Annotated in this window: 25 protein-coding genes; 6 read left to right on the top strand and 19 right to left on the bottom strand. The window is 58.6% G+C overall.

Annotated elements, in window-relative coordinates; genetic code table 11:
* Positions 1–46 precede the first annotated feature (46 nt).
* The 7 genes from J5276_RS27505 to J5276_RS27535 all read right to left on the bottom strand — a co-directional run bounded on the left by J5276_RS27505 (position 47) and on the right by J5276_RS27535 (position 5,617).
* Positions 47–742: a VIT family protein gene (locus J5276_RS27505; RefSeq protein WP_209159961.1), complete on the bottom strand. Its 696-nt coding sequence runs from the start codon at positions 740–742 to the stop codon at positions 47–49.
* Entirely contained in the window at positions 739–1,143 is a 405-nt protein-coding gene (locus tag J5276_RS27510; protein ID WP_113292211.1) for an OsmC family protein, read from the bottom strand. The genes J5276_RS27505 and J5276_RS27510 overlap by 4 nt, the downstream gene beginning before the upstream one ends.
* Before the next feature lie 792 nt (positions 1,144–1,935).
* On the bottom strand, positions 1,936–3,102 hold the full coding sequence (locus tag J5276_RS27515) for an IS110 family transposase (protein ID WP_025591801.1): 1,167 nt from the start codon (positions 3,100–3,102) through the stop codon (positions 1,936–1,938).
* 131 nt (positions 3,103–3,233) lie between these two features.
* A complete protein-coding gene (locus J5276_RS27520) occupies positions 3,234–4,070 on the bottom strand; it encodes an oxidoreductase (RefSeq protein ID WP_113292212.1) in 837 nt (278 codons plus the stop codon).
* Between the two features lie 50 nt (positions 4,071–4,120).
* The gene (locus J5276_RS27525; protein WP_174046673.1) at positions 4,121–4,426 is read right to left on the bottom strand and encodes a putative quinol monooxygenase; all 306 of its coding nucleotides are present in this window, start codon (positions 4,424–4,426) and stop codon (positions 4,121–4,123) included.
* 1 nt (position 4,427) lies between these two features.
* Positions 4,428–5,093, bottom strand: coding sequence for an SDR family oxidoreductase (locus tag J5276_RS27530; protein ID WP_174046671.1), 666 nt, complete (start codon positions 5,091–5,093; stop codon positions 4,428–4,430).
* Between the two features lie 62 nt (positions 5,094–5,155).
* Positions 5,156–5,617, bottom strand: a complete 462-nt coding sequence (locus J5276_RS27535) for a VOC family protein (protein WP_013637024.1) — start codon at positions 5,615–5,617, stop codon at positions 5,156–5,158.
* A gap of 117 nt (positions 5,618–5,734) precedes the next feature.
* Between J5276_RS27535 and J5276_RS27540 the strand changes: the two genes are divergently transcribed.
* Complete coding sequence (locus J5276_RS27540) at positions 5,735–6,619, top strand: LysR family transcriptional regulator (protein WP_003517057.1); 885 nt, start codon at positions 5,735–5,737, stop codon at positions 6,617–6,619.
* 339 nt (positions 6,620–6,958) lie between these two features.
* Positions 6,959–8,215 (top strand): MgtC/SapB family protein, encoded by a 1,257-nt coding sequence (locus J5276_RS27545; RefSeq protein ID WP_209159971.1) that lies wholly within the window; start codon positions 6,959–6,961, stop codon positions 8,213–8,215.
* Between the two features lie 333 nt (positions 8,216–8,548).
* Here J5276_RS27545 and J5276_RS27550 read toward each other — a convergent pair whose 3' ends face one another.
* The 4 genes from J5276_RS27550 to J5276_RS27565 form a co-directional block, all read right to left on the bottom strand.
* Positions 8,549–10,531: a hybrid sensor histidine kinase/response regulator gene (locus tag J5276_RS27550; RefSeq protein ID WP_255610426.1), complete on the bottom strand. Its 1,983-nt coding sequence runs from the start codon at positions 10,529–10,531 to the stop codon at positions 8,549–8,551.
* Positions 10,532–10,625: 94 nt separating this feature from the next.
* Positions 10,626–12,134, bottom strand: a complete 1,509-nt coding sequence (locus J5276_RS27555; protein WP_003517052.1) for an ATPase domain-containing protein — start codon at positions 12,132–12,134, stop codon at positions 10,626–10,628.
* 589 nt (positions 12,135–12,723) lie between these two features.
* Complete coding sequence (locus J5276_RS27560) at positions 12,724–13,473, bottom strand: pirin family protein (RefSeq protein WP_003517051.1); 750 nt, start codon at positions 13,471–13,473, stop codon at positions 12,724–12,726.
* 67 nt (positions 13,474–13,540) lie between these two features.
* On the bottom strand, positions 13,541–14,116 hold the full coding sequence (locus J5276_RS27565) for an isochorismatase family protein (protein WP_003517050.1): 576 nt from the start codon (positions 14,114–14,116) through the stop codon (positions 13,541–13,543).
* Positions 14,117–14,254: 138 nt separating this feature from the next.
* Here J5276_RS27565 and J5276_RS27570 point away from each other — a divergent pair, with 138 nt between their 5' ends.
* On the top strand, positions 14,255–15,136 hold the full coding sequence (locus J5276_RS27570) for a LysR family transcriptional regulator (RefSeq protein ID WP_013637529.1): 882 nt from the start codon (positions 14,255–14,257) through the stop codon (positions 15,134–15,136).
* 13 nt (positions 15,137–15,149) lie between these two features.
* Here the strand turns inward: J5276_RS27570 and J5276_RS27575 are convergent, their stop codons facing one another.
* Positions 15,150–15,479, bottom strand: coding sequence for a helix-turn-helix domain-containing protein (locus J5276_RS27575; protein WP_003517048.1), 330 nt, complete (start codon positions 15,477–15,479; stop codon positions 15,150–15,152).
* Between the two features lie 108 nt (positions 15,480–15,587).
* On the opposite strand from J5276_RS27575, the gene J5276_RS27580 reads away from it, so the two are divergent.
* Entirely contained in the window at positions 15,588–16,574 is a 987-nt protein-coding gene (locus tag J5276_RS27580) for an NADPH:quinone reductase (RefSeq protein WP_013637530.1), read from the top strand.
* Positions 16,575–16,593: 19 nt separating this feature from the next.
* Here J5276_RS27580 and J5276_RS27585 read toward each other — a convergent pair whose 3' ends face one another.
* From J5276_RS27585 to J5276_RS27615, 7 genes are all read right to left on the bottom strand, one after another.
* On the bottom strand, positions 16,594–17,484 hold the full coding sequence (locus J5276_RS27585; protein WP_003517041.1) for a LysR family transcriptional regulator: 891 nt from the start codon (positions 17,482–17,484) through the stop codon (positions 16,594–16,596).
* A gap of 77 nt (positions 17,485–17,561) precedes the next feature.
* Positions 17,562–17,837, bottom strand: coding sequence for a hypothetical protein (locus J5276_RS27590; RefSeq protein WP_065687678.1), 276 nt, complete (start codon positions 17,835–17,837; stop codon positions 17,562–17,564).
* A 61-nt stretch (positions 17,838–17,898) separates the two neighbouring features.
* Complete coding sequence (locus J5276_RS27595) at positions 17,899–18,363, bottom strand: DUF1348 family protein (RefSeq protein WP_003517037.1); 465 nt, start codon at positions 18,361–18,363, stop codon at positions 17,899–17,901.
* A 68-nt stretch (positions 18,364–18,431) separates the two neighbouring features.
* Entirely contained in the window at positions 18,432–18,980 is a 549-nt protein-coding gene (locus J5276_RS27600) for a carboxymuconolactone decarboxylase family protein (protein ID WP_025591651.1), read from the bottom strand.
* 123 nt (positions 18,981–19,103) lie between these two features.
* Positions 19,104–21,164: a pyridoxamine 5'-phosphate oxidase family protein gene (locus tag J5276_RS27605; RefSeq protein WP_065687676.1), complete on the bottom strand. Its 2,061-nt coding sequence runs from the start codon at positions 21,162–21,164 to the stop codon at positions 19,104–19,106.
* 54 nt (positions 21,165–21,218) lie between these two features.
* Positions 21,219–21,830, bottom strand: a complete 612-nt coding sequence (locus J5276_RS27610) for a glutathione S-transferase family protein (protein ID WP_003517029.1) — start codon at positions 21,828–21,830, stop codon at positions 21,219–21,221.
* Between the two features lie 195 nt (positions 21,831–22,025).
* Positions 22,026–23,441 (bottom strand): aldehyde dehydrogenase family protein, encoded by a 1,416-nt coding sequence (locus tag J5276_RS27615; RefSeq protein WP_209159972.1) that lies wholly within the window; start codon positions 23,439–23,441, stop codon positions 22,026–22,028.
* A gap of 98 nt (positions 23,442–23,539) precedes the next feature.
* Here J5276_RS27615 and J5276_RS27620 point away from each other — a divergent pair, with 98 nt between their 5' ends.
* Positions 23,540–24,439: a LysR family transcriptional regulator gene (locus tag J5276_RS27620; RefSeq protein ID WP_013637534.1), complete on the top strand. Its 900-nt coding sequence runs from the start codon at positions 23,540–23,542 to the stop codon at positions 24,437–24,439.
* A 350-nt stretch (positions 24,440–24,789) separates the two neighbouring features.
* Positions 24,790–26,157, top strand: a complete 1,368-nt coding sequence (locus J5276_RS27625; protein ID WP_060641980.1) for a hypothetical protein — start codon at positions 24,790–24,792, stop codon at positions 26,155–26,157.
* The last annotated feature ends 223 nt before the right edge of the window (positions 26,158–26,380 follow it).

A 26,380-nucleotide genomic window follows, 5' to 3' on the forward strand; every position in this document is an offset into this window, starting at 1 on the left:
GTGTTGGACCCACACCGGAGTATATCCTCTGAGGGTCGCGCACCTCCTAGACGGCGGTGCCCACCAGCGCGCTAATGCCTGCCGTCAGCGCCATGGCAAAGGCACCCCAGAAGGTGACCCGGATTGTGGCTTTCATCACGTCTGCCCCGCCAGCCTTGGCGCCGATGGCTCCAAGCAGCGCGAGAAACAACAGCGAAGCAGCCGAGACGAGCCAGACAAGTTGGTCTGCCGGCGCCAGCCACACCATTGCGAGCGGCATCGTGGCACCGACAGCAAAGGTCAGCGCCGATGTCAGGGCAGCCACGATCGGTCTCGCAGTGGTGATCTCGGAGATGCCGAGTTCTTCGCGGGCATGCGCCTCAAGCGCATCCTTCTGCATCAACTGCTCGGCCACCCTTCTGGCCAGATCGATATCGACACCGCGTCTGGCATAAAGTTGCGCCAATTCTTCTCGCTCCAGATTGGGTTGGCTCTCAAGCTCCAGTCGTTCGCGGTTGAGATCGGCCTGCTCGGTGTCCGCCTGGGAGCTTACCGAGACATATTCGCCCGCCGCCATCGACATGGCCCCTGCCACAAGTCCTGCGATGCCGGCGATCAGAATCTCGGAACTCCCCGCCGCAGAGGCTGCCACCCCGACGATCAGGCTTGCGGTCGACACGATGCCGTCATTGGCGCCGAGAACGGCCGCTCGCAGCCATCCTATCCGGGAAACGAGATGCGTTTCGCTGTGAAGGCTCCTCATAAGGCCCTCCGGATGACGCCATCAAGGCGAGCTGCGAGAGCGATGGTGTTGGAGATCGTACCGTATTTGCGGACGTTCTTGTGCAGGAGTTCGAGCCGCTGTTCGCTCTCCTCGGTATCGACCAAGAGTTCGTAGTCGATGGAGAAGATACGCGGCAGATCATCCTGCCGGACGGCATGAAGCATCACTTCGACACCATCGAGAGAGAAATCGAGGAGGGGCAGGACGCGCTCGATCCCCTTGATCATGCAGGCTGCAATCGACGCCAGCAACAGTTCGGCCGGATTGAAGGCGTCGACCGGGCCGGTCAGTCCGGTAGCAAGCCTGATATCTGCATTCTCTGTGCGCGCCACGCTCTCGCTGGGATCAATCCGCCGTGCCAAGATTCTGTATTCAAGCATCGCAAGTCCTCCCTCATGTGACCCTCTTGAAGGAACACGAGAGACACCGTATCATCTGACCTCATGCGGGACTTGATCGACGTCAAGACAAGGAAAGACCGTCCACCACCAAGATCATGAGGCTCGCTGCAAGGACAGCATAGGATATGCAGTTGGGGCAGACTAAGACCTCGGCAGGCGAGACAAGCTCTAGCCACTTGATGCAGATCAGCACCAAATTTACAGTTGCAAACGGAGCCAGTGTGTCTCACGAGGTCAGTTCGCCGGCCCCTACGGCGGTATGGCGGTTGAGAAGATGAGGATCAGCATCATGCCGATCCCGGTGGCGACAATCGGCGTGCCCGTCCACCTGCTGACCCGACCCAACACCGGCTGGAGGTTTGCATGTTGCGCCAGGCCTACCCGTGTGATCATTATTATCGTACGCGCGATGATGCTGTTCAGCGTCGCGACGACGGCGCTCGCGCTCAGACGGTTCGTATCCTTTCACATCAGGATTTTTGTCAATTGTTCATTCGAGTGGCATCGAATTTCTCCTTCGTAGGCGGATCCACGGTCTGAGCCCATAGCAATTACCGGCCCGGTTCTCGGGCCTATACAACCTCACATCCGGTCGCCGCTCTCACGCGGCTGCACCATTATCCCGCTTTCGACGGGCACGGGCTCAGGAGAACGGGACCAAACTCAAGGTCGGCGTTTGAAGCCAAAAGGATACCCGGTCCGTTCACCTGGATCCGTCAGGGCTGATCAGGCCCTGAGGATTAGAAACTGTGTTTCGCAGCAGTTTGTCTTTCAGGCGGTTTTCATGATGGCACCTTCGATGACGACGCCGGAGCTCACATACTTCCAGAGAGCCACGAGCAGCTTACGCGCGAGCGCAACGATCATCGGCGTCTTTAAACGGCCGGCGTTCCGAGCGATGCGTTCCTTAAACCATAGCGTTAAAGTCGATTTCGGTTGGTGTCGCAGCCATAGCCAGGCGAGTTCGACCATCGTTGCCCGCAATCGCGGATTTCCCGCTTTCGAGACCCCTTGTTCACGATTGACGTTGCCGCTTTGCCAAGGGGAGGGCGCAAGGCCCGCATAGGATGCGATTTGCCGCCGATTGTCGAAGTGTCGGAACAAGCCTTCCGTGTAAAGTACCGTAGCGAACTCTGGGCCTATTCCTTTAATGCCTAAAAGCGCTGCCGCCTCTTTCGGCGTTTCCGGCGTCTCCTGAACAATCAAGGCATCTCGCTCGGCTTCAACAGCCTTGATTTGTGTGAGCAACAATTCGAGGCGATCGAGTTCTCTGCAGATTTCCCCTTTCAAATGCTTTGAGAGTGGCCGACCATCGCCAGTCCGAAGTTCTTCCAGGCGTTGGCGGCGATCTCGGTTGACAGGTTGGTAATCCCGAATTCCTTGCGTGAAGAGCAGCCCCTTTATGCGGTTGACGTGGAAGACACGTTCCGCAATCAGAGTTTTCCGCTCCCGTCCAATCCGTCGATTGTCGTCTTCCTCGGGTGAGAGAAGTTTGACCATTGAGCACGCGCGAGGTTCGCCACGTTTCCATGCCATCAATGCGCGGATCAGCGTTTCACCGTCGATACGGTCGGTCTTCGCCCGGCGATGCCGGCGCGGCATGGCAATTGATGCGGCTTCTACAATGTGGCTCTCGATCCAAGCCTCCTTGCTGAGCACTCGTCCCAGCCAGAAGCCATCCAGCCCGGCCTCCTGGATCACCACCAGTGGGTAAACTATGTTCTTTCGCCGAGTGGCTTTCTGACGAAGCGCTGCAAAGCATGCAAACAAGCCGGCAATATCCCCTCCAGTAACGGAGTGGCGAGACATCTTCTCGCTGCCAGGGGACAGAGTTGTCACCAGCCAGGTCGATTTACTCAATTCCAACGAGACGAATATTGCGCCAAGATCGACGGGAGTAGTGATCTGCGATTGAGTTTGATCTGCTGTTATCGGCATGATTGGCCTCCAGAGAGTTTTCTAGCGACCTCACTCTGCCATGGTGCAGGCCGCTACTCACCCCTGATGGGATCTCAATGGGAGGCCTGAAAGCGACCTCCCATCGGATGAAATTAATCAGACCCACGTCGTTATGAGTCAACGGGGAAGTCGGTCGAGACCGAGACGGTGCCCCATTCGGAGAGAATGGCGTTGTCCTGTGCATGCTTCTTTTCGATCGCTGCGACGGTATCACTACCGAGCGGGAGGCGGACCGGCGGATTGGGGGCGTCAGCGAAGGCGATCAGGACCTCTGCCAGTTTTTGAGGGTTGCCCGGCTGGTTGTGGCTGAGTCCGGCCGCAATCGTGCGGACCTTGCCAGCCGTCGCTTCGTAGTCGCCAATGATATTGCCGCTCACCGACAAGGACGAACTGTCGAGGAAATCCGTGCGGAAATAACCCGGCTCGATGACGGTGACATGGATGCCAAGCGGCGCCAGTTCGTCATGCAGGGCTTCGCTCAGCCCCTCGACGGCGAATTTGGTCGAGGAGTAAACCCCGAAACCTGCTGCGCCGCGATAGCCGCCGATCGACGAGATATTCAGGATGCGGCCGGAACGGGCCCGGCGCATAAAGGGCAGGACGGCGCGGGTCACGTTGAGGAGACCAAAGACGTTGGTGCGGTATACAGCCTCGACCTCAGCCACGGTTGCTTCTTCGACGGCACCCATCAATCCGAACCCAGCATTGTTGAGCAGGATATCGATGCGGCCGAAGCGCTCGATCCCGGCTTTGACCGCTGTGGTTGCCTGTCTGTCGTCGGTCACATCGAGGACGACCGGAAGCAGGTTGGGATGCTCGCCGAACCGATCGGTGATCGCTTTGGGATTGCGGGCGGTAGCGACGACGGCGTCGCCCTGTGCAAGAGCGCGTGTGGTGACGAGGGCGCCAAAGCCGCGCGAGGCGCCGGTGATGAACCAGATTTTCATGAGGGTGTTCCTTGATGCTGGATTGATGGGGAAAGCGTTGGGCCGGGGGCTCAAGGGCGCGGCGATGTCATGGTGCAGAATGTCAATTCTATGTCGCGGGCCAGCAGCTCCGGAAAGCGCGCCATGACGGCTTTGGTGTAGGGCTGCTCAAAATGCGCATCGAGATCAGCGCGCGATCGCCAGTTCTCATAGAAAATCCAGACGCTGGGATCATGGTTGTCGCGGTGCAGGTGATAGTCGATCGATCCCCCCTCGGCGCGGGTCGGTGAGACCAGAGCCTGCAACGCTTCGCCAAGCGTCGCGGCACAGTCCGGCTTGGCCGTCAGCCTGGCAATCAAAGTCAGTGTTTCGGTCATGTCAGTCTCCCTTGAAGGCGTCTGCGGGGTAAACGGCTTCCCACCCTGCGGTCGGGTCCGTTGCCAGCGTCCAGATTATGTCGGCTGCCTCTCTCGCCTCTGTCGATCCGGGGCCGACGAGTGTGGCGATTGTCGCCACCGCGATGCGGATGCCGCGTTCGGCGAGAGGGCCGGCCAGACCTTCGACGACATTTCTAAGGGCCGCCTTGCCAAGGCCGAGACTGGCATAGCCGGCATGGGGTGAGACGGCGAGGCCGCCACCTGTGACCAGAATCGTACCGCCGCGGGCACCGAACAACTCAACGGATGCCCGGATCGTGTGAAGGCCGGCAGCGACATTGGTGGCGAGGTCGGCCGTGACCTCATCGTCGCGCATGCTGAACAGATCCTGTTCACGCACGAACGCGGCATTGAAAAGGACCGCCGTCAGCCCGCCGGTGATCCGGTCGCCCTTGGCGACCGCCTTGCGCAGTGCGATCGGGTCGGTCGCATCTGCTTGCAAAATCGAGACGTGGAGACCTTGCCCGGAAAGGGTTCTGGACAGACCGGTGAGACGAGCGGCATTGCGAGCGGTGAGCACGACATGCCAGCCTTCCCGTCCGAATTTCTCCGCAACAGCCTGCCCGATGCCGGGGCCGGCGCCGATAATCATGATGGAGTTCGTCATGGGATATTCTCCTGATGTGCTGGCCATCGCGATGCCGTGACGGCCAGCCGGGTGAGAAAGGGTCACGGCAGGACTTCCGCCAGCTCGATCAGATTGCCGAAGGGATCGCAGAAGAAGGCGAGGCGGCGGCTGATTGCCAAAAGCTCGAACGGCTCGGTCACGATGGTGACGCCGCGCGCCCGCAATTCCTCGACAGTGGCGTCGACGCTTGCGACATTCAGGCAGAAATGGTGGTAGCCGGCATATTTGAGGCTATCGCCGAGATCGGTATAAGGGCGGACCTCCGCCGGCGCCGGATCGCCGCCACCCAGGATTTCCACATAGAAATGGTCGTCAGTCGCGGGTGCGAGATAGGCCAATTGTTCGTCGGCGTAGTCCCATTCGGCAACGACACGGAAGTCGAGTTTCTCGACATACCAGCGCTTTGCGGTTTCGAGGTCCGGCGTGCGGACGGCAACGTGATGACCGCGCATGTCGGCAAAGGGTGATGCAGTGTTGTGGGCGGGAGGAATGAAGTCGGCCATTGTCCTATCTCCTGTGTGGTTCGGCACAAGCGCCGGTTTGCGAGGAGAAATCTGGACCTTTTCAATGATCAGGATTAGAGAGATAATTTTCCTCTCAATGATGAGTGAGATTTGACAATGCGCAGTACGGATCTCTCTGAACTCGCGGCCTTCGATGCGGTCGCCCGTCACCGCAACTTTCGCCGTGCCGGTGAAGAGCGCGGGGTGACGGCCTCGGCGATCAGCCATGCGGTGGGTAATCTCGAGGCACGCGTCGGCATTCGTCTGCTCAATCGAACGACCCGCAGCGTGTCGCTGACTGATGCCGGGGCAATGTTGCTTGCGCAACTGTCGCCCGCCTTCGGCGAGATCGGCTCGGCGCTCGATGCCCTCAACCAGTTTCGCGATACGCCTTTTGGCAAGGTTCGCATCAATGCGCCCAATTCGGTCGCACCGTTCGTATTCCGGTCAGTCATCGGTCCTCTGATTGCAGAAAATCCCGGGCTTCAGCTGGAAATCGTCGCTACCGACCGGCTTGTCGACATTGTGGAGGAGGGGTTCGATGCCGGCATCCGTCTTGGAGAAAGTCTGCGCGATGGCATGACGGCTGTGAAGATCAAACCGCGGCTTCGGTTTGCCGTCGTGGGCTCAACAAGCTATTTCGAACGTTATCCGCTTCCTAAAACCCCGGATGATCTGCGTGGCCATGTCTGCATCCGCAATATTTATCCAAGCGGCAAACCCTACCCTTGGGAGTTCAGCCGCGCTGGCAAGATCATCGAATTCGAGCCGACCGGATCTCTGTCGCTCGATGACCATGAACTGATGGTCGAGGCGGCACTTTCGGGCGTGGGGCTGGCTTACGTCTGGGAAGAGCGCGCGCGTTCCTATGTCCAGAGCGGCAGCCTGGTCGAATGCCTGGCATCCTGGAGTGCGCCCGAGGACTGGCTGTATCTCTATTACCCGACGCGGAAATACCTGTCGGCCGGCCTGCGCGCCGTCATTGATGCGCTGCGTGTGTGAAGGGACTGCAGCCCGACGGTTCGATTTCTATGAAGGCGCTAAACCTCGTCGAGCGAACTAAGGCGAGATTGGTGGCCACTCGTGAAGTGGGGAATGTTAATTCGGCACTTCTGAGGAAGCTTCGCTCGACATTGACAGGTTTTTCGCTGATGGCACGCTTGCGATCAAGACGGGTACCAGCGTTCATGAGGGACAAGGTTTCTAGGGTGCCCAATGGCTGTAACGTGATGCAAGAACAACGCGAGAAAGTCATGCAGGAAACTGGCATCTGTGTTTAAGGTTGGGGTAGCTGCGAGGCTTTCAGTTGGCTGCAACACAGATGACCGGACAGGTGATGACATGACAGAGCTGATGCTTAGGTTTGGCGTCGCTATCGCCATAGGGCTGCTGGTCGGGTTGGAACGGGGCTGGCGTGAACGCGACGAACTGGAAGGCAAGCGTGTTGCCGGCATAAGAACGTTCTCAATCACGGGACTGCTCGGCGCTGTGATCGCAGCTCTCTCACAACTCTCTGGGGCTCCCTGGATGCTTGTGATTGGATTTGCAGTGATGGGTGCATTAGTCGGCTGGTTCCAGTTTTGGAAGGCGAGTCAGGACGAAGATTTCAGCGTCACGGTCGTAATTGCGGCGCTGTGTGTCTTCGCATTGGGTGCACTCGCTGTTGTCGGTGATTACAAAGTGGCCGCCGCTGGTGGAGCAGCTTTGGCAGGGCTTCTGGCCAGCAGGGAAATCCTCCATTCTCTGCTGAAGCGGTTGACATGGCCTGAAGTCAGGTCGGCGGTCCTCCTGGCTGGGATGACCACAATCGTACTGCCGCTGCTGCCGAACCGGACCATTGATCCGTGGGGTGGATTAAATCCTCACGAGGTTTGGCTGTTCACCGTCCTGACGGCCGCACTGTCCTATCTCGGCTACATTGCTGTCCGCATGCTTGGACCGACGAAGGGTACCCTTATCACTGGACTGTCGGGCGGCATTATCTCATCGACATCGGTCACCGTCGCCTTGGCGAAAAGCGCACATGGTGTGATGAATGCCTTTCCACTGGCGGGCGGGGCTTCGCTTGCAGCAATGGTCTCGATTATCCGTGTCTGCATCGTAGTCGCTCTGCTGAAACCTGATTTGCTAAAGATAATTGCGCCATCGGCGATTGCTGCAGCGTTGGCATTTGGCCTGTGCGGTTTGCTATTGCTTTCGTTCGGGCACGCGCAGAAGGCCGACGAGAGCTCGCTCCCCCGCAATCCTTTTGACCTTATGCAGTTGCTGATATTTGCTGCAGGTTTCGCGGTTGTTTCAACGCTCAGCGCGGCCTTGGTCGAGCGATTTGGGTCAGTCAGTGTTCTTGCGAGTTCTGCTCTGTCTGGCGTGTTCGATGTCGATGTTGCCGTGCTGAGTGCAATTCGCCTCGATGGTGCTATCATTTCGACAGGTCAGGTAGGAGAGGCTATCCTCATGGCAATAGTCGCAAACGGGGCTGGACGCCTTTCACTGGCAATGGTCGCCGGACCCAGTCGATTTTGGCTTCCCCTTTCCGGAGCGACGTTGCTTGCAGCGGGAATTGGCGCGGCCGTCTTCTTTGTCACCGATTTCTCGTGATCCTGCAAACTAGGGATGTTGAGTCAGTCATAGGAAGGGACACTGATTCATTGCCGGGTGTTAGAAAGATGACTGGTCCTGGATAGTCCAAGCCTGTGCTTGAGGAGATTTGTGGAAGCCTCCGGGTGCACAAGAGAATTCTTCTGATATGACTTCTGAGTTTGGTGCGGACATGTGTTCCGCTTCTTTCGCGGCAGAACATAACCGCCAGCCAGTATGGAATACGTAGGCTCGGTCTACTTCACGCTTGTGTGCTCATGACCGAAGCCCGTTAAACGCATTCTCACCGATATTTGGTCGGTAAGTTAAACCGCTTGCGCCACCATCCTCATATTACTGTCCATTCCTGACAACGTGGCCTGTCAGGATTGGATCGTTGAACAGCTTATGAAGCTCCCGCTCAAGCTGATCCTGCGTATAAGGCTTGCCGAGCCGGGAAACGTCAAGATCAACTCCAGGCGGCAGTTCTGCATAGCCCGAGGCGATGAGTATCGGAAGCTTTGGGACAATATGGCGCACTGCAATTGCCAGATCTCCGCCGGTCATACCAGGCATTGAATAGTCGGTGATCAGGAGGTCAAAGCCGGTTCCGTCTCCCAGCTGTTCCAGTGCCTCTTTCCCCGAATGCGCTTCAACGACATCGTGACCGAGGTCCATCAGCATATCGGCTGAGCTCATCGCTATGAGAGGGTCGTCATCCACCAGCAGTATTCGTTTCGGTCCTGATGCGCTCGCGGTCGGGCCAGCCGAGACCTCAATCGCTGCGGAGTCATTTGTGATTTCGGATGTCGAGATTGGGATCCACAGTTCCGCCCTTGTGCCCTTACCCAGTTCGCTTGTCAGCTTGAGGTCGCCTTTCAACTGGGACGCCAGGCCATGGATCATGGAAAGACCAAGTCCGGTGCCTTTTCCAAGTTCCTTGGTCGAAAAAAACGGCTCGATAGCCTTTTGCAGTGTGTCACGATCCATTCCGTGGCCCTGGTCGACGACCGAGAGGGCGACGTAATTGCCTGCCGCAAGCTCACCGGCCTGGACGTTCTGATGGACATGGTCCAGCCCGATAACGATCTCGCCTCCGTCAGGCATGGCATCACGGGCATTGACAACGAGATTGAGGAGCGCGAGCTCGACCTGGTTGGCGTCGGCCGAGACCAGAGGAAGGTGATCTGGCACGTCAGTTTTGATCACCACGGTCGAGCCGACGGACCTTTTCAGAAGGTCTTCCATTCCGGTAACCAGCGCTCGCATATCGACCGGGTCAATGCGTAGGTCCTGCCTGCGCGAGAAAGCGAGAAGCCGCTGGGTGAGGGAAGCGCCACGTTTTGCGCCCTGTTGGGCACCCTCGATGAGGCGGATTGCCCTTGCGTCATTGCCAACGCACTTTCGCAGCAACTCAAGATTACCGAGGACGGCCATCAGGAGGTTGTTGAAATCGTGCGCCACGCCGCCGGTGAGTTGGCCGATCGCTTCCATCTTCTGGGACTGGCGCAAGTGTTGCTCAGCTCGTTCTCGCTGGCTTACCTCTTCCATGACAGTAGCATATGCTTCTTCCAGTTCACGCGTTCGCTCCGCGACGCGCTCTTCCAGAACCTCATTCAACTGCCGTTGATGCTCTTCCGCTTTCAGACGTGAGGTTATGTCGGCCGATACGCCAACAAGCTTGATGGCCTTGCCAGTGCGGTCCCTGTAGAGCTGGGCACGGATCTCCACCCAGTGGGTAGACCCGTCATTCCAGACCGTTCGGTATTCTATCGCGTAGTCGGCGCCCGTTTCGATCGTTGCTCGAACAGCCAACTGCATGCGCTCGAAGTCATCAGGATGGACCGATGCTAAGAGGTCCGCATAGGAAAACTCTTCGTCGGGACCGCGGCCAAAAATTAATCGACATGTTGCCGAAGTGGTCAGTTCATTGGTTGCAAGATCGAGCTCCCACGCGCCAAGCCGGCCGGCGGCAAGGGCCGTCTGGAGGCGACGCTCGCCTTCATCGAGTGCTTCCATTCGGGCCTGGGCATCGAACTGCCGCCGGCGACCGCGCATGGCCGACCGGGCAACACTTATGAAAGTCGTCGCATGAAAAGGTCGCTCGACAAAGCTCACATTTCCCAGAACCTCAGAGAGCCTCGCCGCAGTCGGGTTGCGTTCAGGTCCTCCGCCGCGGTTTGTCAGGATAATGAATGGCAAATCAGACCAACTGGGCTGCGCTGCGATCCAAGCAAAAATCCCTTTCAGGTCCGCTGAACGAAATGCCTCCTCGGTCACCACAGCGAAGGCGATGTTGTCCCCCAGACCTGCGACAAACGACGCAATGTCAGCCACGGTGGTGGAAGATACACCAGCTTCCTTCAGGAGTGACGCTGCAATTTGCGCATCGCGGCCGATCGGAGCATAGACAAGTGCGCGTGTGTCGCCGTTAGGAATTCTTGCTACCCTCCCCGTTGAGAGGAAGAAGCGGGTGTTGATCGCCGACAAAGTTTGGAACGCCGCGAAGGATGCCCTGGAAGTCGGAAAGTGGTTCTCCGAGGGTCAGTCCGTTGCCGGATATTCTGAACTCACGGATCGTGTCTTCGTGAGGGCCTGTGCGCTTCTTGATCACTGATACGGCGCGACGCACTTTTCCGAGCGCCTCGAAATATCTCAGAAGGATGACGCTATCTGCCAGATAAGTGACATCGACGGGCGATTTCATGTCCCCGACGAGGCCATGCTGGGCGACCGTCAGGAATGTGTTGGCTCCCTGCCTGTTGAGGTACTGTAGCAGTTCGTGCATGTGCAAGATGAGAGCATTCTCTTCCGGCATGGAAGCCTGGTAGCCATTGATGCTGTCGATCACCACTGTCTTGGCATCGAAAGTTGATACCCGGTCGCGCACACGCTGTGCAAATTCCCCCGGTGATAGTTCGGCGGCATCGAGTTGCTCGATGTGGACGTGCCCATCTGCCTGCAGCTTCTCCAAGTCGATACCCATTGATCTGGTGCGTGCGTAAAGGAGACCAAGTTCCTCATCGAAAATGAAGACCGCAGCCTTTTCCCCACGCTCGACTGCGGCGTTGACGAACTGCAGAGCAAACAGGCTCTTTCCGGTTCCAGCAGGGCCGATGAGGAGAGTGCTTGATCCACGCTCCACGCCCCCACCGAGAAGGCCGTCGAATTGGGAAAGACCGCTCGACAGGGTCGTTCGTTCGAATTCGGTTCTGTGCTCAATCGCGCGAAGGCGCGGAAAAACTGCAACGCCACCAGTCTTGATAGTGAAATCATGATAGCCGCCGCGAAACGACTGACCGCGATACTTGATCACTCTCAACCGACGCCGCTCGGAGCCGTAATCGGGAGCAAGCTGTTCGAGATGAATGACACCGTGGACTACGCTATGGACCGTCTTGTCAAAATTTTCCGACGTCATGTCATCAAGCAGCAGCACCGTTGCATCGGAGCGAGCGAAGAAGTGTTTCAATGCGAGGATTTGTCTGCGGTATCGCAACGAACTCTGCGCTAGAAGGCGAATTTCAGAGAGGCTATCAATTACGACGCGCTGGGGTTTGATCCGCTCAAAGGCTTGGAAAATCAGTTTTGTCGTTTCACCCAACTCGAGATCTGAGGAGTAGAGCAGGCTTTGCTGTTGCTCGGCGTCGAGAAGGCTTTCCGGGGGGACGAGTTCAAATATCTCGATCCCGCTACCAATCTCCATGCCATGCGATCTGGCGCAATCGCGCAATTCTTCGTCCGTTTCCGACAGGCTGATGTAAAGGCAGCGCTCGCCGCGTATTTCTCCTTCAATAAGGAACTGCAAAGCAATCGTTGTTTTGCCCGTCCCTGGAGAGCCCTCAAGTAAAAAGACATGCCTGCGCGTAAAGCCACCGGAAAGAACATCATCCAGTCCCTTGACGCCAGTTTCTGCTTTTTGACTTAAAACCTGATGCATGTTTCCTCCGGACTTTCTAAAACATCTAGGGCGCGACCTCAGGAGAATCAAGGGCGTAGCGGCGGGAGTGTCTGAGCCCGGACTGCCGATGGCGCCCGCCTCAGCGCCGCAGCGCGCAGCGTTTGGCGACGGTTGGCACCGTAATTTGCACAGGCCGGAAGCTGACTTCGCCGGGTACGCGTGGCTCTTTCGGGAGTAATCTGCGGAGGTCAGGTCACAAACAGCATGATCTCGATTGCGTCCCCGGGGAAGAAGGTTCTTCTTCCGAAGACTGGATCAACCTTAAGCACTGAAGCAAACCCTCCTCAGTTGCGTGTTTTCAATGGCACGCGCTTTGTGTCCACTCGGACGCCACGGTCTTCGTGATCCGCACCAGCGATCGCTATGAAGATTGGGATGGTAGCGACGATTAGCCAGAACTGCTCTTCCGTTCATCGAGGGTGGCCACGGAAGGCGCTGGCGATGGTGCCGACCTAGTGGTGCCCTTTGCTATGCATAAAAACACCATCGGTGGGTGACACCGAAACGTTGGAAGAGACTTGGCGCGAGAAAGCCCCTGGTTCACGTTTGCGCCGCTCGAAGAACGACTTCAGCGGCCCCGTTTCTGGTTGCCGCTGAACATGCCGCCACGATATACCTGGACGTCAGTATCGAACGAGAACAAGACGATATCGGTCTCGGTCAATGCCGTTGGATGTTGTTCGAACGAGGTCACGAACACGCTCTCTCCGTCGGAGACCGTCTCGTTTCCAAATCGAATTTTCCCCTTGAAGACAAAGAGCAGGCAAGCCAACCCGGAGTTATCAGGGGTTGGCAATCTCAGCGTCGTGCCTGCGCTGAGGCGCACGTCAAAGACCCAGACATCGGATCTTACCGTCAATGGCGCTTTTCGTGGCCCTGCAATCAGTCTCCAGCTATCGTCACTGAATTCATCGACGAAATCATGAAACTGCACCATTGGCTCAAGATTTTGAGCGTTAGGACGCAGGAAAATCTGTAGGGCCCGGACGGGTGTTTCCCCAAGCATAAGCTCTTCATGCTGGAAGTGATGGCCGGCGTTCATCATCATGAAACGTGTCTTGTCGAGCTTTTTCTCGTTTCCGACGGTGTCTCGGTGCAGCATCTCGCCGCCGCGCATGTAGGTCAGTATTTCGTCGTCCTTGTGCGGATGCATGCCTATGAGATGACCCGGCTGAACCTGGGCGCGGTCAATCCTGCCGATGGGACCGATCCCGCTGTCGTCGGTTGTCAGTGACAGCCCCGGATACATGATCTCGACGCCGAAGCCCTGGCCTATATTGCCGCGCATACGTCCTGCAGGGATTTTGGTGATGGTCATTGGACTGTTTCCTTCGATCTCGGGCGCGGGCGACAATCGCCCGCGCCGAACGCAGCGACTTGCGCTGTCAGTGGTAGTTCAGGATACCGACGAGCTTCTGGCCGAGCGGGCTCGTCCAGTCGACGGCGAGTTCCGAGATGATCTGGTCGACAGTGGTGATAATTGCGCCTGCCTTTTCCATGCGCCTCAGGGCGATATCGTCGCCGTATTTGGTGTAAGAGGCGGATGCGTCCGCCGAGACCTGCACCTCGTAACCTTCGTCAAGCATCTGGAGGACCGGAAAGGTGACGCAGATTTCCGTGGTCACGCCTGCGACGAACAGCTTGTTGCGGCCGATCGCCTTGACGGCCTGGTTGAAGCCGTCGTGGTGCATGGCGTTGACGATACCCGGGCGCTTGATGCGGGCTTCGAACGCCTCGGGCAGGATTTCCTTGAGTTCCGGAATCAGCGGCCCCTGGATTTGTTCTTCCATGCTGGACGTCAGGATGGTCGGGATGTTGGCGGCTTTGGCGATCCGGGCGAGCTTGAGTGCGTTCTGCTTGACTAGGTTGATGTCGTGGGAGTGGGTCCAGGCCATCGTGCCGATCTGATGGTCGATCAGCAGCATGGCGGAATTCTCGGGAGTAAAGACGTCCTTATGCATTGTCGTATTCCTTTTTGCGTTGTCGGCGGCTGTCGGGTTGGATTTAGGTCCGCTCGATGAGTGGAATTTAGCGTTGCGATAGACGGCACGGTAGCTCTAGGATGAGCCACTCTGTGGAACGGAAAATGGAACGCAATAATGGTCAGCTTCGAAGATATGCAGACTTTCGTTGAGGTCGCCGATGGCGGCGGGATCACGGTTGCGGCGCGACGTCTCGGATTGCCGAAATCCATCGTCAGCCGTCGCCTCGTTCGTCTAGAGAGCGAGCTGGGCGTCCAGCTCCTCGCCCGGACCACACGAGGTGCATCGCTGACGGAGGCTGGAGCGTCGTTTCGCGAGCATGCCGCGCGCATGTGCCTGGAAATGGAGGTTGCGCGCGAGGAGATTGCGCCGACCGGGGAGCTTCGGGGACGGCTGCGCGTCGCCGTTCCGTCATCCTTCGGTCCGCGGCATTTTGCGCCAGCGCTCGCCGAACTGGCCCGCCAGCATCCGCTCTTGCAGCTCCATGCGCACTACAGCGACCGTTACGTCGATCTGGTGGCGGAAGGCTTTGATTGCGGGATACGTGTCGGTTATCTGCAGGACTCGAACCTGACGGCGAGGAAGATCGGTGCATTCGCGGCTGGATTGTTTGCCAACCCCGAATACCTCCGGAAGCATGGCGTCCCGCGAAAGCCTTCCGATCTGCTTGACCATCAGGCGATCCTGCAGGGCACCGAGAGCTGGAAGGTGTCCGATGGCAGCCGAACCATCGTCATCAATGCGCAGGGAAGGTTCAAGGCGGATAGTGCCCTTGGCATTGCCGAAGGGACGGCAGCCGGACTGGGCATCGCTGCACTGCCGGTTGTGATCGCGGAAAGCTATGTTGCCGCAGGGACCCTTGTGCCGATTATGTCGGACTACGGCCTGCCGGAGATCGGCGTTTACATCGTGCGTCCGCCAGGATCGCACGTGTCCCGGAAGGTCAGAGTGCTAATCGACTTCTTCGTGCAGCGCTTCGCGGCAAAGCCCGGTCCCTGACGCGGACGACCGGTCATGCCTTCGTGGATTGACAGCGACCTTGGAAGGAAACTCCCCAGTCGCGCATCGCCATCAGCACGGGGGCCAGCGTTTTTCCGAATTCGGTGAGGGAATATTCGACGCGCGGAGGGACCTCGGCGAAGACCTCGCGGCTCACGATCCCGTCGGCCTCGAGTTCGCGGAGCTGCATCGTGAGCGAGCGCTGGCTCGGATCGCCGACCAGGCGGCGCAGCTCTCCAAACCGGTACGGACCGTCGAGTAGACGATAGATGATCATCGGCTTCCACTTGCCGCCCGTGACATCGACGGTAACTTCTACCGGGCATTTTGGGCCAACAGCCATTCAGTTCTCCATTAGTGTACTTTTTATTCCTATAGGCAAAACTGTTGCCTACTTGCAAGTTTGCCTGTGTCACGCCCAGATGGAAGCCACATTTAGGAGAGGTGTGTTATGCGAGCTGCGTTCTACGAACGGCAAGGAACTGCGAGAGAAGTATTGACCGTTGGAGAGCTTCCCGATCCCCAGCCCGGGGCGGGGGAAGTCCGGGTCAGGATCGTGGTCTCGGGCATCAATCCTTCGGACATCAAGACGCGTGTCGGCTTCGGCGGTAAGGCCATGCCATTTCCCAGAATCGTTCCGCATCAGGACGGGTCGGGCGTCATCGACAGTGTCGGCCCCGGCGTGTCGCAGGAACGTATAGGCGAGCGGGTGTGGGTCTACATGGCCCAGACGGGGAGGGCGTTCGGGACGGCTGCGGAATTCGTCGTGGTGCCGTCGAGGCAGGCAGTCAGGCTGGCCGACAACGTCCCCTTCGGGGTCGGTGCGTCGTTCGGCGTCCCCGCGATGACGGCGCATCGATGCCTGTTTGCCGATACAAACCTGCGAGGTAAGCGGGTTCTCGTGCACGGTGGCGCCGGTGCGGTCGGTAACGCCGCCATTCTTCTTGCAAAGTGGGCAGGGGCGTGGGTGGCGGCAACGGTGAGCCGCGACGAACAGGCAGACGTTGCCCGCGCAGCCGGAGCCGATCTCGTCGTCAACAGGCATGCCGGTGATGTTGCTGTGAAAATAAGGTCGGCGACCGATGGTCACGGCGTCGACCGTATTGTCGACGTGGACATCTCCGCCAACATCGACACGGCAATCGCCTGCCTTGCGCGTGACGGGGGCGTGTCGGCTTACTCCACGGGATCGCCGCAAGCCAGGCTCTCGATCCCGTTCTTTCCGGCGCTCGTTGGTGGCTTTTCTTTCCGTTTCGTCTACGTCTATACGATGCCGGAAACAGCGATGCGCGATGCTGTCGAGGAAGTCTCGGCCTGCGCGGCTTCGGGAGCCTACGTTCCCAAGATCGCCGTAACGCTCGGGCTTGATCAGATTGCCGAGGCCCATGAACTGCAGGAAAGCGGCAAGGCCATTGGCAAGATTCTGATTGGTTTTTGATCTGCCCGCTGCGCCCGGATCAGTTCAGGAGACGGTTCTCACGCAGGCGGGCAACTGCCATGTCAACGAAAGCCCGCACCTTTGCGGGTGCATTCCGACCCTCTGGATGCATGATGTGGATAGGCAGGGGCGGCTCTTCAAACTCGCTGAGCACGATCTGAAGGTCGCCCGCCATAAGGTCAGGGCCTATCTGGTAGTTCAGCACGCGCGTCAGTCCCCAGCCCTCGCGTGCGGAGGTTATGGCCGCTTCGTTGGTGTTGCACTGAAGAGCAGCGTCTATCGTCACGCGGAAATCGTCGGAAAAGCGCCATTCAGGGGAGGCCCAGGCGCTGGTGGACGCCGCGATGCGATGATCCCTGAGGTCGGATGGCGTTGTCGGAATGCCATGTCGGTCAAAGTATGCCGGTGAACCACACACGACACGCCTGACGCTCCCGACCTTTATGGCGGAGAGGCCGGAGTCGGGGAGGTGACCAATGCGGACAGCGACATCGATGCCTTCATCGACAATATTGACAGGCCGGTCGATAAACAGGGTTCGCGCCTTCATGGTTGGAAATGCGTCCAGAAAGCCCGTCACGACGGGCAGCACATACATCTGCCCGAACATGACCGAAGCAGTTACGGACAGGGTGCCTGTCGGTGTAGCGTAGGAGCCTCCCGCTGCCGCCTCTGCTTCAGCAATGTCTGACAAAATCTTGCGGCAGTCCTCGAAATACCGGGCACCCGCCTCGGTCATTTTTACCGAACGGGTCGTTCGCACGAACAGGCGTGCTCCGATGATATCTTCCAGGGCTGCAACAGACCGTGTGACGGCAGGAGCACTCATGTGCATCTGGCGGGCGGTATCTGCGAAACTTTCGGTCTCCGCTACTTTCACGAAAATCCGCATTGCCTGCCAACGATCCATCCGGTCCCCCATGCCCTCGATACGGTGTCCATAGTAGAATCCTGGACGACAAGACCGCAAGCCGTCCGCGGCATGGATTAGCTGCCAGCGACCTGTCGGTTGGCAGCAGCAAGGTGCTCGATTTCGACGCAGCTTCGCTCACAAAGGCCAGCGGCGCTTGCACGTGCACGTGTGTGCTCATTGATCGCGAGCGCAAACGCTATGGCCCTCGCTATTTTCAGATCGAAGCTCAGGCCACGGCGTGCCAGATCGATTTCCGCACCCGTCAGCCCAAGCGCACGGCTATCGTCTTCCTGCTTGCGCTTCCGCGACAGGTCGCCGCTCGATGCGGTAAGAGCGAGTTCAACGGACACTCGAACTCGCTCGTTGAGTTTGAACGACGGCATTGACGAGGCCAACGGACCGACGCCCGGCTCAAAAGCCGAAGTCGCTGAGACCGGGATGGTCGTCAGGCCTTCGGCCGAGCGGCCAGTGAAACCTGCGGTCGGCTTCAGCGATCGGGTGTTCGTTGATGCTGGCGTGACGCGCCCGCATCAGGCCGTCTTCGGCAAACTCCCAATTCTCGTTCCCGTAGGCCCGGAACCACTGGCCGCTGTCATCATGATATTCGTAGGCGTAGCGCACCGCGATCCTGTTGCCCGTGAATGCCCAGAGTTCCTTGATCAGGCGGTAGTCGAGTTCCCTGTTCCACTTGCGGCCCAGAAAGGCCTCGGCTTCATCGCGGCTCGTTACGAATTCGGCACGGTTGCGCCAGCGAGTATCCACCGTGTAGGCGAGCGCTACCCTGGCAGGATCGCGGCTGTTCCAGCCATCTTCCGCAAGGCGGACCTTTTCGATGGCGCTCTGTTCAGTGAAAGGGGGAAGCGGGGGACGGGACATTGTGATGGCTCCAGGTTTCGTAAGGGGGAGGGAAGGATGACGGCTCTCGTGTCACCCCGTCCTGAATGTCATGCCGCAAGACGATCGATACGCGGGAAATCGATCTCGGTATCGAGGGCTTCGTTGACGTAGTTTGTAAAGGTATTGAGCGCGACATGCGCAATGATCTCGACGATTTCCGCGTCGCTGTAGCCGGCGTCCCGAACTTTTACGATTTCCCCTGGTGCCACCGAGCCACGCGCGGTCGTCAGGGCGCGGGCGAATTCGACGGCTGCCGCAGCCTTGGCGTCGTTCGATGTTCCGCGGCGGTTCGAAGCGATCTCCGCTTCATCGAGCTTGGCGAACTTCGCTCCGGTGAAGGTGTGCGCCGAAAGGCAGTAGTCACAACCGTTGGCTTCGGCCATAGCCAGGGCGATCCTTTCCCGAGTGGCGGGTGCAAGCTTGCCCTTGCCGAGCGCACCCTGCAACGAGGCGAGGCCGTTGAGGGCGGCTGGGCTGTTGGACACGAGGCGGAAGATATTCGGCACGGAGCCGATCTGCTTCTGGATGGTCTCCAGGATCGGCCGTGAGGCTTCGGGCGCCTCCTCAATCGTGGCGGGGGTAGGAATGCGTGACATGGTATTCTCCTTTAATGGTTTTGAGAGACGTGGCTCTCTGATCCTCAAGATGATTGGTAACCGGTTGTTGTTGAACGTCGAAAAGCAGGAAGTGACTGTTGCGTCAGGCGTAGTAATGTTGGTTTAGACGGCGATCTGGATGCCGCCTTCCTGGCTCGCTGGAATGGCACAGCAAAGGAGGATCTCGTCATCGTCAACCTTCGCTGTCGGCTCCTTCAGGTACGTCACAGCGCCTTTGACGAGTTTTGTTTTGCACGTACCGCAATTGCCTTCGCGGCAACTGAACTCGGGCTGAAGACCGCGTGCTTCTGCAAGTTCCAGCAGCGTTCCGGAGCCGGGTGCCCAGCGGGCCTCCTTCAGCGAGTTCGTGAATATGACAGGCACCGGCTTGTCGGATGGCAGCGCACGCAAAGGGGCGGCCCTGGCATCTTTGGCCTCTACAGACCGAACCAGCGACGAGGGTCCGAACGCTTCCGCGTGGATACGATCGTCTGCGATGTTGTAGCCGCGCAAACCGTCATAGAGCGCCTGCGTAAACTGCGGCGGACCACACAGATAGAAGTCGTAGTCGTTGAACGGCAGATGCTTGGTGAGCATAGCCATGTCGATACGGCCGGCAGTATCGTAGTCGGAGCCCTCTGTGGCATCGCCGATGTCGCTGAGAACTCGCACTAACCGGACCACGCCCTTGGCCGCAGCCACGAGTTCGGCAATCTCCTTGTCGAAAGGTCGCTCGGCTTTCGTGCGGGCAGCGTGGAACAACGTGATCGGCCGGATTCGCTGTTTGCGAATTCCCTCGTAGACGACATGACGGAGCATGGCGAGCAGCGGCGTGATGCCGACACCACCGGCAAGGAGCACTGCAGGGCGCGTGGCACGGGCGTCAACACCGAACTCCCCTGCGGGGGGCCGCGCCTCAATCACGTCGCCAACGGAGATGCTGTCGTGCAGAAACTGCGACACGAGCCCATCGCGTTTGACACTGATGCGGTAGATGCCATCGGACGGTGCGACAGACAGGGTGTAGGTCCTGACAACAGGCCGCTCGCTTCCCGGCAGCACCAGCCGGATCGGGAGGTGCTGCCCGGCAGCATGCGGCAGCAACCCCGCGCCGTCGCTTGGCTGGAGATGGATCGAGCGGATCGTCGTGCTTTCCTCGACGATCCTGGTGACCGTCATCGACCGCCATGTGTCTGAAAGTCCGGTGGCACGCATCCGGTCTGCTGCCTGCGCCCAGTTCCCGGTCATCAGAGAATTCGGCGACCATCCATCCTTCTGGAATGCCCAGCGGAGTGCGAGTGCATTCGGTCTCCGGACGATCCGGGTTGGCCTGAACGTCCAGAGCCGTTCCGCGCCCTGGAAGGCCGCAATCTCGGGTGATTCCAGGATGACGTCGGCTTCGCCTGTCATCTGCAGCACATCGCCCGTCGCGAAGTCTACGAAGAGCAGACCTGCTTTCTTGTTCAGCAGAATATTCCCCAGTGTCGAGAAGAAAAGGTTTCCGTCGAAATCGGGAATTGTGAGAACGTCATCATCGCCAACGCGGACGAAGCCGGCATTCCCGCCGCGATGCGAAACGTCAACCTGGCGCCTGTCTTCGCGGTCGACATAGGAGGCAACGAAGAACGCGTCCGCAGTCTTGATCGTGGAGCGAGCAAGGTCGTCAAGCTCGGACAGGTCTTCACGCTGGTTCTGGCTTGGTTGGCCGGGTGCCCTCTCGAATTGGAAATCCCGCAATTGTATGTAGCGCGGGCAGTTGCCGAAGCTCTGATCCACATCGATCCGATAACCGTTCGCTGCGGTGGAGACAAAGCCGTTCATGCGATTGCGGCGACGCGTGTGCATCTCGATGCCGAGCAGGCCGATCGGTTTGCCGTCCGCCATTCCTTCGCTGGCGGGGTCGCTTGGCTCCAAGGTAGAGCGGATATCGAGCGTGGTCGGCGTAGGAGAGGACATGAAGCCGGGTCGGCCCTCGACAAAAGTGGCCCATGCGTCATCGTGGCCATCCACACTGCCAAGGACGATGAACGGGAGCTGGGCATAGAAGTCCCGATGCTGATCCGGCATGAAATCGCGAACGACCCGCTGGCCGACGACCTCCATACGCTCGGCGACACCGACTTTTTCCTGGATGAACTTCTCGCCTTCGTGCCATGTCGGCAGTTTTGTCAAAGTGTCGGTCATGTCAGCTCTCCTAAGAAGGGATCGGGCACGCTTCGGCGCGCACCCGAATGCGGATCAGGCGGCAAGGCCAACCGGAGTCCCGATAAAGTCCACGAAGCCCGGAAGCGCTTCGATACGACGAAGCAGCCTGTTGACCGCAGGATAAGTGGAGAGATCCACGTTGCCTTCAGGGGCGCGGGCCACGTAGCTGTAGATTGCGACGTCAGCGATCGTCGGGCGTTCGCCAACCAGCCATTCTCGGTCGGAAAGCTGAGTTTCGAGTTTTCCAAGGACCGCATGGGCGCGACCAATGACTTCGTCCGGATTGAACTTGGCACCAAAGACGGTGACCAGGCGGGCCGCCGCCGGACCATAAGCGATCTCGCCGGCAGCTACCGACAGCCAGCGTTGGACCGCTGCGGCGCTCTTCAGGTCATCGGGCAGCCAGTCCGTGCGTCCGGCTTTCTTGGCAAGGTAGACCAGGATCGCGTTAGAATCCGATACGTATTCGCCGTCGTCGTCGAGAACCGGAACCTGGCCAAACGGGTTCATCTTGAGGAAATCGGGCGTCTTGTGCGCGCCGGACATGAGGTCCACCTCAACCAGCTCATGCGGCAGGTTGATCAGTGAAAGGAACAGACGGGCCCGATGCGAGTGGCCCGACAAAGGATGATGATAGAGTTTCATTGTGCGCTCCTGCGAGTATCGTTCGGGTCAATTCCCGATCCGCGCCTGCAGATTGCTATTATTACGTGGTGATGAGAACGATCGCGCTTCACACTTCATCATTACGCCAGGTGCAACAATGGCCGCCCAACAGGGTTCGCTCGACGATATGTGGCATCAGGCCACGCAGCTAAAAAGTTGCGTGGCCTTTAAATGTCACGACAGTACGGCACGGGGTTCGAGAAAGGCCTCGAGCCCAAAGACGCCGAATTCCCGCCCGAAGCCGGATTGCTTGAATCCGCCGAATGGTACCATTGGGTCATGCGGCGCATCGTTGATGAACACGCGGCCTGCCTCGATCTGGTTTGCGACGCGTTTTGCCCGCGCGACGTCGGAAGAAAAGACGTGCGCCTGCAGGCCGTAATCGGTGTCGTTCGCGATCGTGATGGCGTCTTCCTCGTCGCGGTAGGAGATCAGCGATAGCACGGGGCCGAATATCTCCTCGCGCGCGATGCGCATGTCGTTGCGGACGCCGGTAAAGATGGTGGGCTTGACGAACCAGCCGCGCTGCAGCCCTTCCGGACGACCTTCGCCGCCTGCCAGCAGTCTGGCGCCTTCCTCCTGTCCCAGGCGAATATAGCTTTGCACGCGATCCCACTGCTTCTGGCTGACCATCGGACCAACCTGAACCTGTTCGTCGGCCGGTTCTCCCGACCTGAAGTCTTTGATGGTGTGGCTTAGCCGTTCCTCGATTTCACCGAACCTGCTTTCTGGAGCAAGAATGCGGGTTCCGGCAATGCAGGCCTGACCGCTGTTGCGGAACCCTGCCACCAGCACCTGCGGGATGGCGACCTCAAGATCGGCATCGTCCAGAATGATGCTGGGGCTTTTGCCGCCAAGTTCCATTGTGACGCGCTTCATAGTGGCCGCGGCCGCCTGAACAATGCCGCGACCTGTGGCAGTGGAACCGGTGAAGGTGATCTTGGACACGTCGCGGTGAGCCGTCAGTGCCGCACCAACGACGCCTCCATACCCGGTGACGATATTGAAAATGCCATCGGGAAGACCGGCCGCGTGCAGACATTCAGTGATCACCTGCGTCTGCAGGGCGCTCATCTCCGAAGGTTTGATCACCATCGTTGCTCCGGCTGCAATGGCGGCGGAGAGCTTGCCGCAGATAAAACTGTAATTGCTGTTCCAGGGCGTGATCGCCACGGCAACACCCGACGGTCGCATCTCGACATCGGCGCTGCCCATGCGGCGTTGGAACTCGTAGTCCTTCAGCGTTCTTGCCATGTCGAGAAAGACGCTACCTGCGCGTGACGCTGAAAAGCCGATGAAGCCCGATGGCGCACCGTATTCTTCACGCATGGCGGACGCCAGATCGTCGGTTCGGGCGGACACCGCGGCATGCAGCCGGTTCAGCATGTCGATCCGCTCTTTTCCGGTCGTATTCGAAAAGGCTGGGAAAGCGCGTTTGGCGGCAGCAACTGCGCGGTCGGCGTCCCGCTCATCTGCGAGCCGCACGCTGCCGATCTGGTCCTCGGTTGCCGGATTGAAAAGCGGCGCCCATTGATCGCCGTGCGGCGTGACAAACGCCCCGTTGATATAGATCCGATCGATGATGTGCATGTTTCTTCTCCTGTGATGGCTTCACAGCAAAAATGGCATGCGGTAAGTGTTGCGTGTAGTAGGACAAAATCGGACAGCCTGATGAACTGGATTGCGCAATGAGGGCAAGCCTGATCGAGCTTGAAGCGGTTGCCGGCGTCGCGCGTCACGGTGGATTCCGGGCTGCCGCGCGCGAACTCGGTATGTCGTCATCGGCTTTGAGCCATGCGATCGCCGCACTTGAGGAGCGCCTTGCCGTCAGGCTTTTCAACCGCACCACGCGTAGCGTGTCCTTGTCTGCAGCCGGTGAGCAATTCCTATCTGAAATCGCACCTGCCCTGCAGACGCTCGAGAAGGCGATCGAAAATGTCGGTGAACATTCAGATCGGCCCTCCGGGAGACTCCGGCTGAATATGGCGCCGGGCGCGGCGCGCATTCTGCTGCAGCCGCTCATCCTCGAGTACAGCCGTCGATACCCGGATGTCGACATCGAGATAGTGACCGAAAATGCGCTCGTGGATGTGATCGGCAAAGGTTTCGATGCGGGCATTCGTCTCGCCGAGGCTATCTCGCCCGACATGGTGGCCGTACCGATCATTCCGAAAATGCGGTCTTTCGTCGTCGGCTCGCCGCGCTACTTCGACGGCCGTTCAAAGCTTGTCGTCCCAGCCGATCTCGCCCGGCACGTCTGTATCCAGATGCGCATGACAAGCGGGAGACTCTATCGCTGGGAGTTTGAGAAGTACGGGGAAACACACTTGATCGATGTCAGCGGCCATCTGACATTTGATGGGTCTGACCTTATTCTGGAGGCCGCTCTTGCCGGATTTGGGCTCGCCTATCTGGGTGAACATGCACTTGCGCCCCATATTGCCTCAGGCGATCTCATTCCTGTTTTGGAAGACTGGTCTCCCGAATATCCGGGACTTAGCCTTTATTTCTCGCAACGGCGACACATGCCAGCCAAACTGCGTGCCTTCATCGAGCTGATCCGAGAGCGTTCGACTGGCGACAATTGATAACGAGGATGCCTATCTTTGTCGTAAGCCTGGTCGTTGGTGCATATTTTGTCGATACCGGTCTTCTTGCAAACTTGCGAGAAGGCAGTCTGAACAGTCTTCGACGCGACAAGATTCGGCGTGGTGCGCCACTGGAGAGGCGCGATGTTTCCAGCGAGCTCTTTTTTGGTATCGGCGCGCCGATCCTCCAGCCTCGGCGTCCCCTGTATTGTAGGGCGAACAGAGACCGACTTCACGTTTTGAAATGAACGGTCACCGAAAATGAGTTCCCATTCCGTGCCAATGCGGTCATGTCTTTGCAAAACTTGCACGAGCCAGTGTTCGATGACAAACTTTAAAGAGTTGACAGCATGGAAAATCCGGTTGCATTGAATCGCCTTTCTGAAAACACGGTCTTCCGTAAAGGCGACGTTTTCGTACTCTTCGGCGAACTGTTCGGCCGCGGATACGCCACCGGCTTGCTCGACGAAGCGAGACGGGCTGGAATGGAGATTGTGGGGATCACCGTCGGGCGGCGTGACGAGAACAACACGCTGCGGCCGCTCGACGCCGATGAACTGTCTTCGGCGGAGGCCCAGCTGGGCGGCAGGATCATCAACATACCTCTTATGGCGGGTTTCGATCGCGATGCGCCCGCAGACGGGCCGACTCCCACCGATCTCCTGGCAAAAATGACGCTTGAGAGCTGGGAGCACGACAAGCTCGACTGGGACTATGTCAGGCAATGCCGCGACATTGCCAATGCGCGTTTTACGGAATCGCTTTCGAAAGTCATGACCGTTCTCGACGGTATGATCGCCGATGGCCGCAATGTTTTCTTCGCCCACACAATGGCAGGCGGCATCCCGAAGGCGAAGGTGTTCCTGGTTATCGCTAATCGGATCTACAAGGGAACCGGAACCCGCCACATGTCCTCGCAGACCCTGCTCGACAGTGACATGGGAAAACTCATCCTGCAGAATTTTGACGACGTCTCCGCAAACACCTTTCGCCATCTCATCGATTTCAGTGCGGCGATCCGCGAGCGCGTTGAAGCTTCAGGCGGTCAAGTGCGATATACGGCCTATGGTTATCACGGATCGGCGGTCCTCATCGACGGAAGTTATCGTTGGCAGACCTACACCAACTACACCCAGGGTTACGCGAAGATGCGGCTCGAAGGCATTGCAGAGGAAGCCTGGGCTAAAGGGATCAAGGCAACAGTTTATAATTGCCCCGAAATCCGGACCAATTCGTCCGACGTGTTCACCGGTATCGAGCTGCCCCTGATACCGCTGCTGCTTGCCTTGAAGAAAGAAAACGGCGGCCAATGGGCAGATGACCAGTGGCAGGCCTGCCAGCAGCTGCTGGTAGATGGCCTAACGATGGAAGACGTCTTCGGCAAGATCGCCGCCATGCAGGCCAGCGATGTCATGCGTCCGTTCTATGACTTTTCGGCATGGCCCATGGCAAACAGCCAGGCGCAGGCTGATCTCACCATCGGCACGTCCAACGAAATCACCCAGATGCATCGGGATAGCAAGGTGATGATCAGCGATCTGTTGAGCAGTCTCGTTGTGACGGCAACAGGGCAGCTAATCTTCGGTGAATCTTCCGAACCCTCCGGTCCAGTTCTGTGGCTCAACCATGACATTGTGGCTCGGCGACTTAACGCTTCCCACCCGCATTCGAAGTCTTCCGCGCCGCTAATGGGATCCGCGCAGCCTGAGATGGCGTGAAGGTTTCCCAGCCTGGCCTGGAGACCGGGTGCTTTAGCCATGAACGATCCAGAACCAGATGGGAGGACTGGTCCCTGGTGGTAAGAAACAACTACCCCGATGCCGAGCTTTATGTTGATCGTCTCTCCCGGGCCTTGGTCGGATCGTCGCTGATCGCGGCGAGATGCGTTGGCAAGTTGCAGGCTAGGGCTTGCAGGACTAACGTATACGCCAGGTCTGAAGG

It is taken from the genome of Agrobacterium sp. S7/73, from assembly GCF_019355535.1.
In the GTDB taxonomy this organism is placed as follows: domain Bacteria; phylum Pseudomonadota; class Alphaproteobacteria; order Rhizobiales; family Rhizobiaceae; genus Agrobacterium; species Agrobacterium tumefaciens.

What these genes read in the sequence shown, in the direction of transcription:
- J5276_RS27505 (WP_209159961.1), bottom strand. Translation starts at nt 742, where the DNA reads ATGAGGAGCCTTCACAGCGAAACGCATCTCGTTTCCCGGATAGGATGG.
- J5276_RS27510 (WP_113292211.1), bottom strand. Translation starts at nt 1,143, where the DNA reads ATGCTTGAATACAGAATCTTGGCACGGCGGATTGATCCCAGCGAGAGC.
- J5276_RS27515 (WP_025591801.1), bottom strand. Translation starts at nt 3,102, where the DNA reads ATGCCGATAACAGCAGATCAAACTCAATCGCAGATCACTACTCCCGTC.
- J5276_RS27520 (WP_113292212.1), bottom strand. Translation starts at nt 4,070, where the DNA reads ATGAAAATCTGGTTCATCACCGGCGCCTCGCGCGGCTTTGGCGCCCTC.
- J5276_RS27525 (WP_174046673.1), bottom strand. Translation starts at nt 4,426, where the DNA reads ATGACCGAAACACTGACTTTGATTGCCAGGCTGACGGCCAAGCCGGAC.
- J5276_RS27530 (WP_174046671.1), bottom strand. Translation starts at nt 5,093, where the DNA reads ATGACGAACTCCATCATGATTATCGGCGCCGGCCCCGGCATCGGGCAG.
- J5276_RS27535 (WP_013637024.1), bottom strand. Translation starts at nt 5,617, where the DNA reads ATGGCCGACTTCATTCCTCCCGCCCACAACACTGCATCACCCTTTGCC.
- J5276_RS27540 (WP_003517057.1), top strand. Translation starts at nt 5,735, where the DNA reads ATGCGCAGTACGGATCTCTCTGAACTCGCGGCCTTCGATGCGGTCGCC.
- J5276_RS27545 (WP_209159971.1), top strand. Translation starts at nt 6,959, where the DNA reads ATGACAGAGCTGATGCTTAGGTTTGGCGTCGCTATCGCCATAGGGCTG.
- J5276_RS27555 (WP_003517052.1), bottom strand. Translation starts at nt 12,134, where the DNA reads ATGCATCAGGTTTTAAGTCAAAAAGCAGAAACTGGCGTCAAGGGACTG.
- J5276_RS27560 (WP_003517051.1), bottom strand. Translation starts at nt 13,473, where the DNA reads ATGACCATCACCAAAATCCCTGCAGGACGTATGCGCGGCAATATAGGC.
- J5276_RS27565 (WP_003517050.1), bottom strand. Translation starts at nt 14,116, where the DNA reads ATGCATAAGGACGTCTTTACTCCCGAGAATTCCGCCATGCTGCTGATC.
- J5276_RS27570 (WP_013637529.1), top strand. Translation starts at nt 14,255, where the DNA reads ATGGTCAGCTTCGAAGATATGCAGACTTTCGTTGAGGTCGCCGATGGC.
- J5276_RS27575 (WP_003517048.1), bottom strand. Translation starts at nt 15,479, where the DNA reads ATGGCTGTTGGCCCAAAATGCCCGGTAGAAGTTACCGTCGATGTCACG.
- J5276_RS27580 (WP_013637530.1), top strand. Translation starts at nt 15,588, where the DNA reads ATGCGAGCTGCGTTCTACGAACGGCAAGGAACTGCGAGAGAAGTATTG.
- J5276_RS27585 (WP_003517041.1), bottom strand. Translation starts at nt 17,484, where the DNA reads ATGGATCGTTGGCAGGCAATGCGGATTTTCGTGAAAGTAGCGGAGACC.
- J5276_RS27595 (WP_003517037.1), bottom strand. Translation starts at nt 18,363, where the DNA reads ATGTCCCGTCCCCCGCTTCCCCCTTTCACTGAACAGAGCGCCATCGAA.
- J5276_RS27600 (WP_025591651.1), bottom strand. Translation starts at nt 18,980, where the DNA reads ATGTCACGCATTCCTACCCCCGCCACGATTGAGGAGGCGCCCGAAGCC.
- J5276_RS27605 (WP_065687676.1), bottom strand. Translation starts at nt 21,164, where the DNA reads ATGACCGACACTTTGACAAAACTGCCGACATGGCACGAAGGCGAGAAG.
- J5276_RS27610 (WP_003517029.1), bottom strand. Translation starts at nt 21,830, where the DNA reads ATGAAACTCTATCATCATCCTTTGTCGGGCCACTCGCATCGGGCCCGT.
- J5276_RS27615 (WP_209159972.1), bottom strand. Translation starts at nt 23,441, where the DNA reads ATGCACATCATCGATCGGATCTATATCAACGGGGCGTTTGTCACGCCG.
- J5276_RS27620 (WP_013637534.1), top strand. Translation starts at nt 23,540, where the DNA reads ATGAGGGCAAGCCTGATCGAGCTTGAAGCGGTTGCCGGCGTCGCGCGT.
- J5276_RS27625 (WP_060641980.1), top strand. Translation starts at nt 24,790, where the DNA reads ATGGAAAATCCGGTTGCATTGAATCGCCTTTCTGAAAACACGGTCTTC.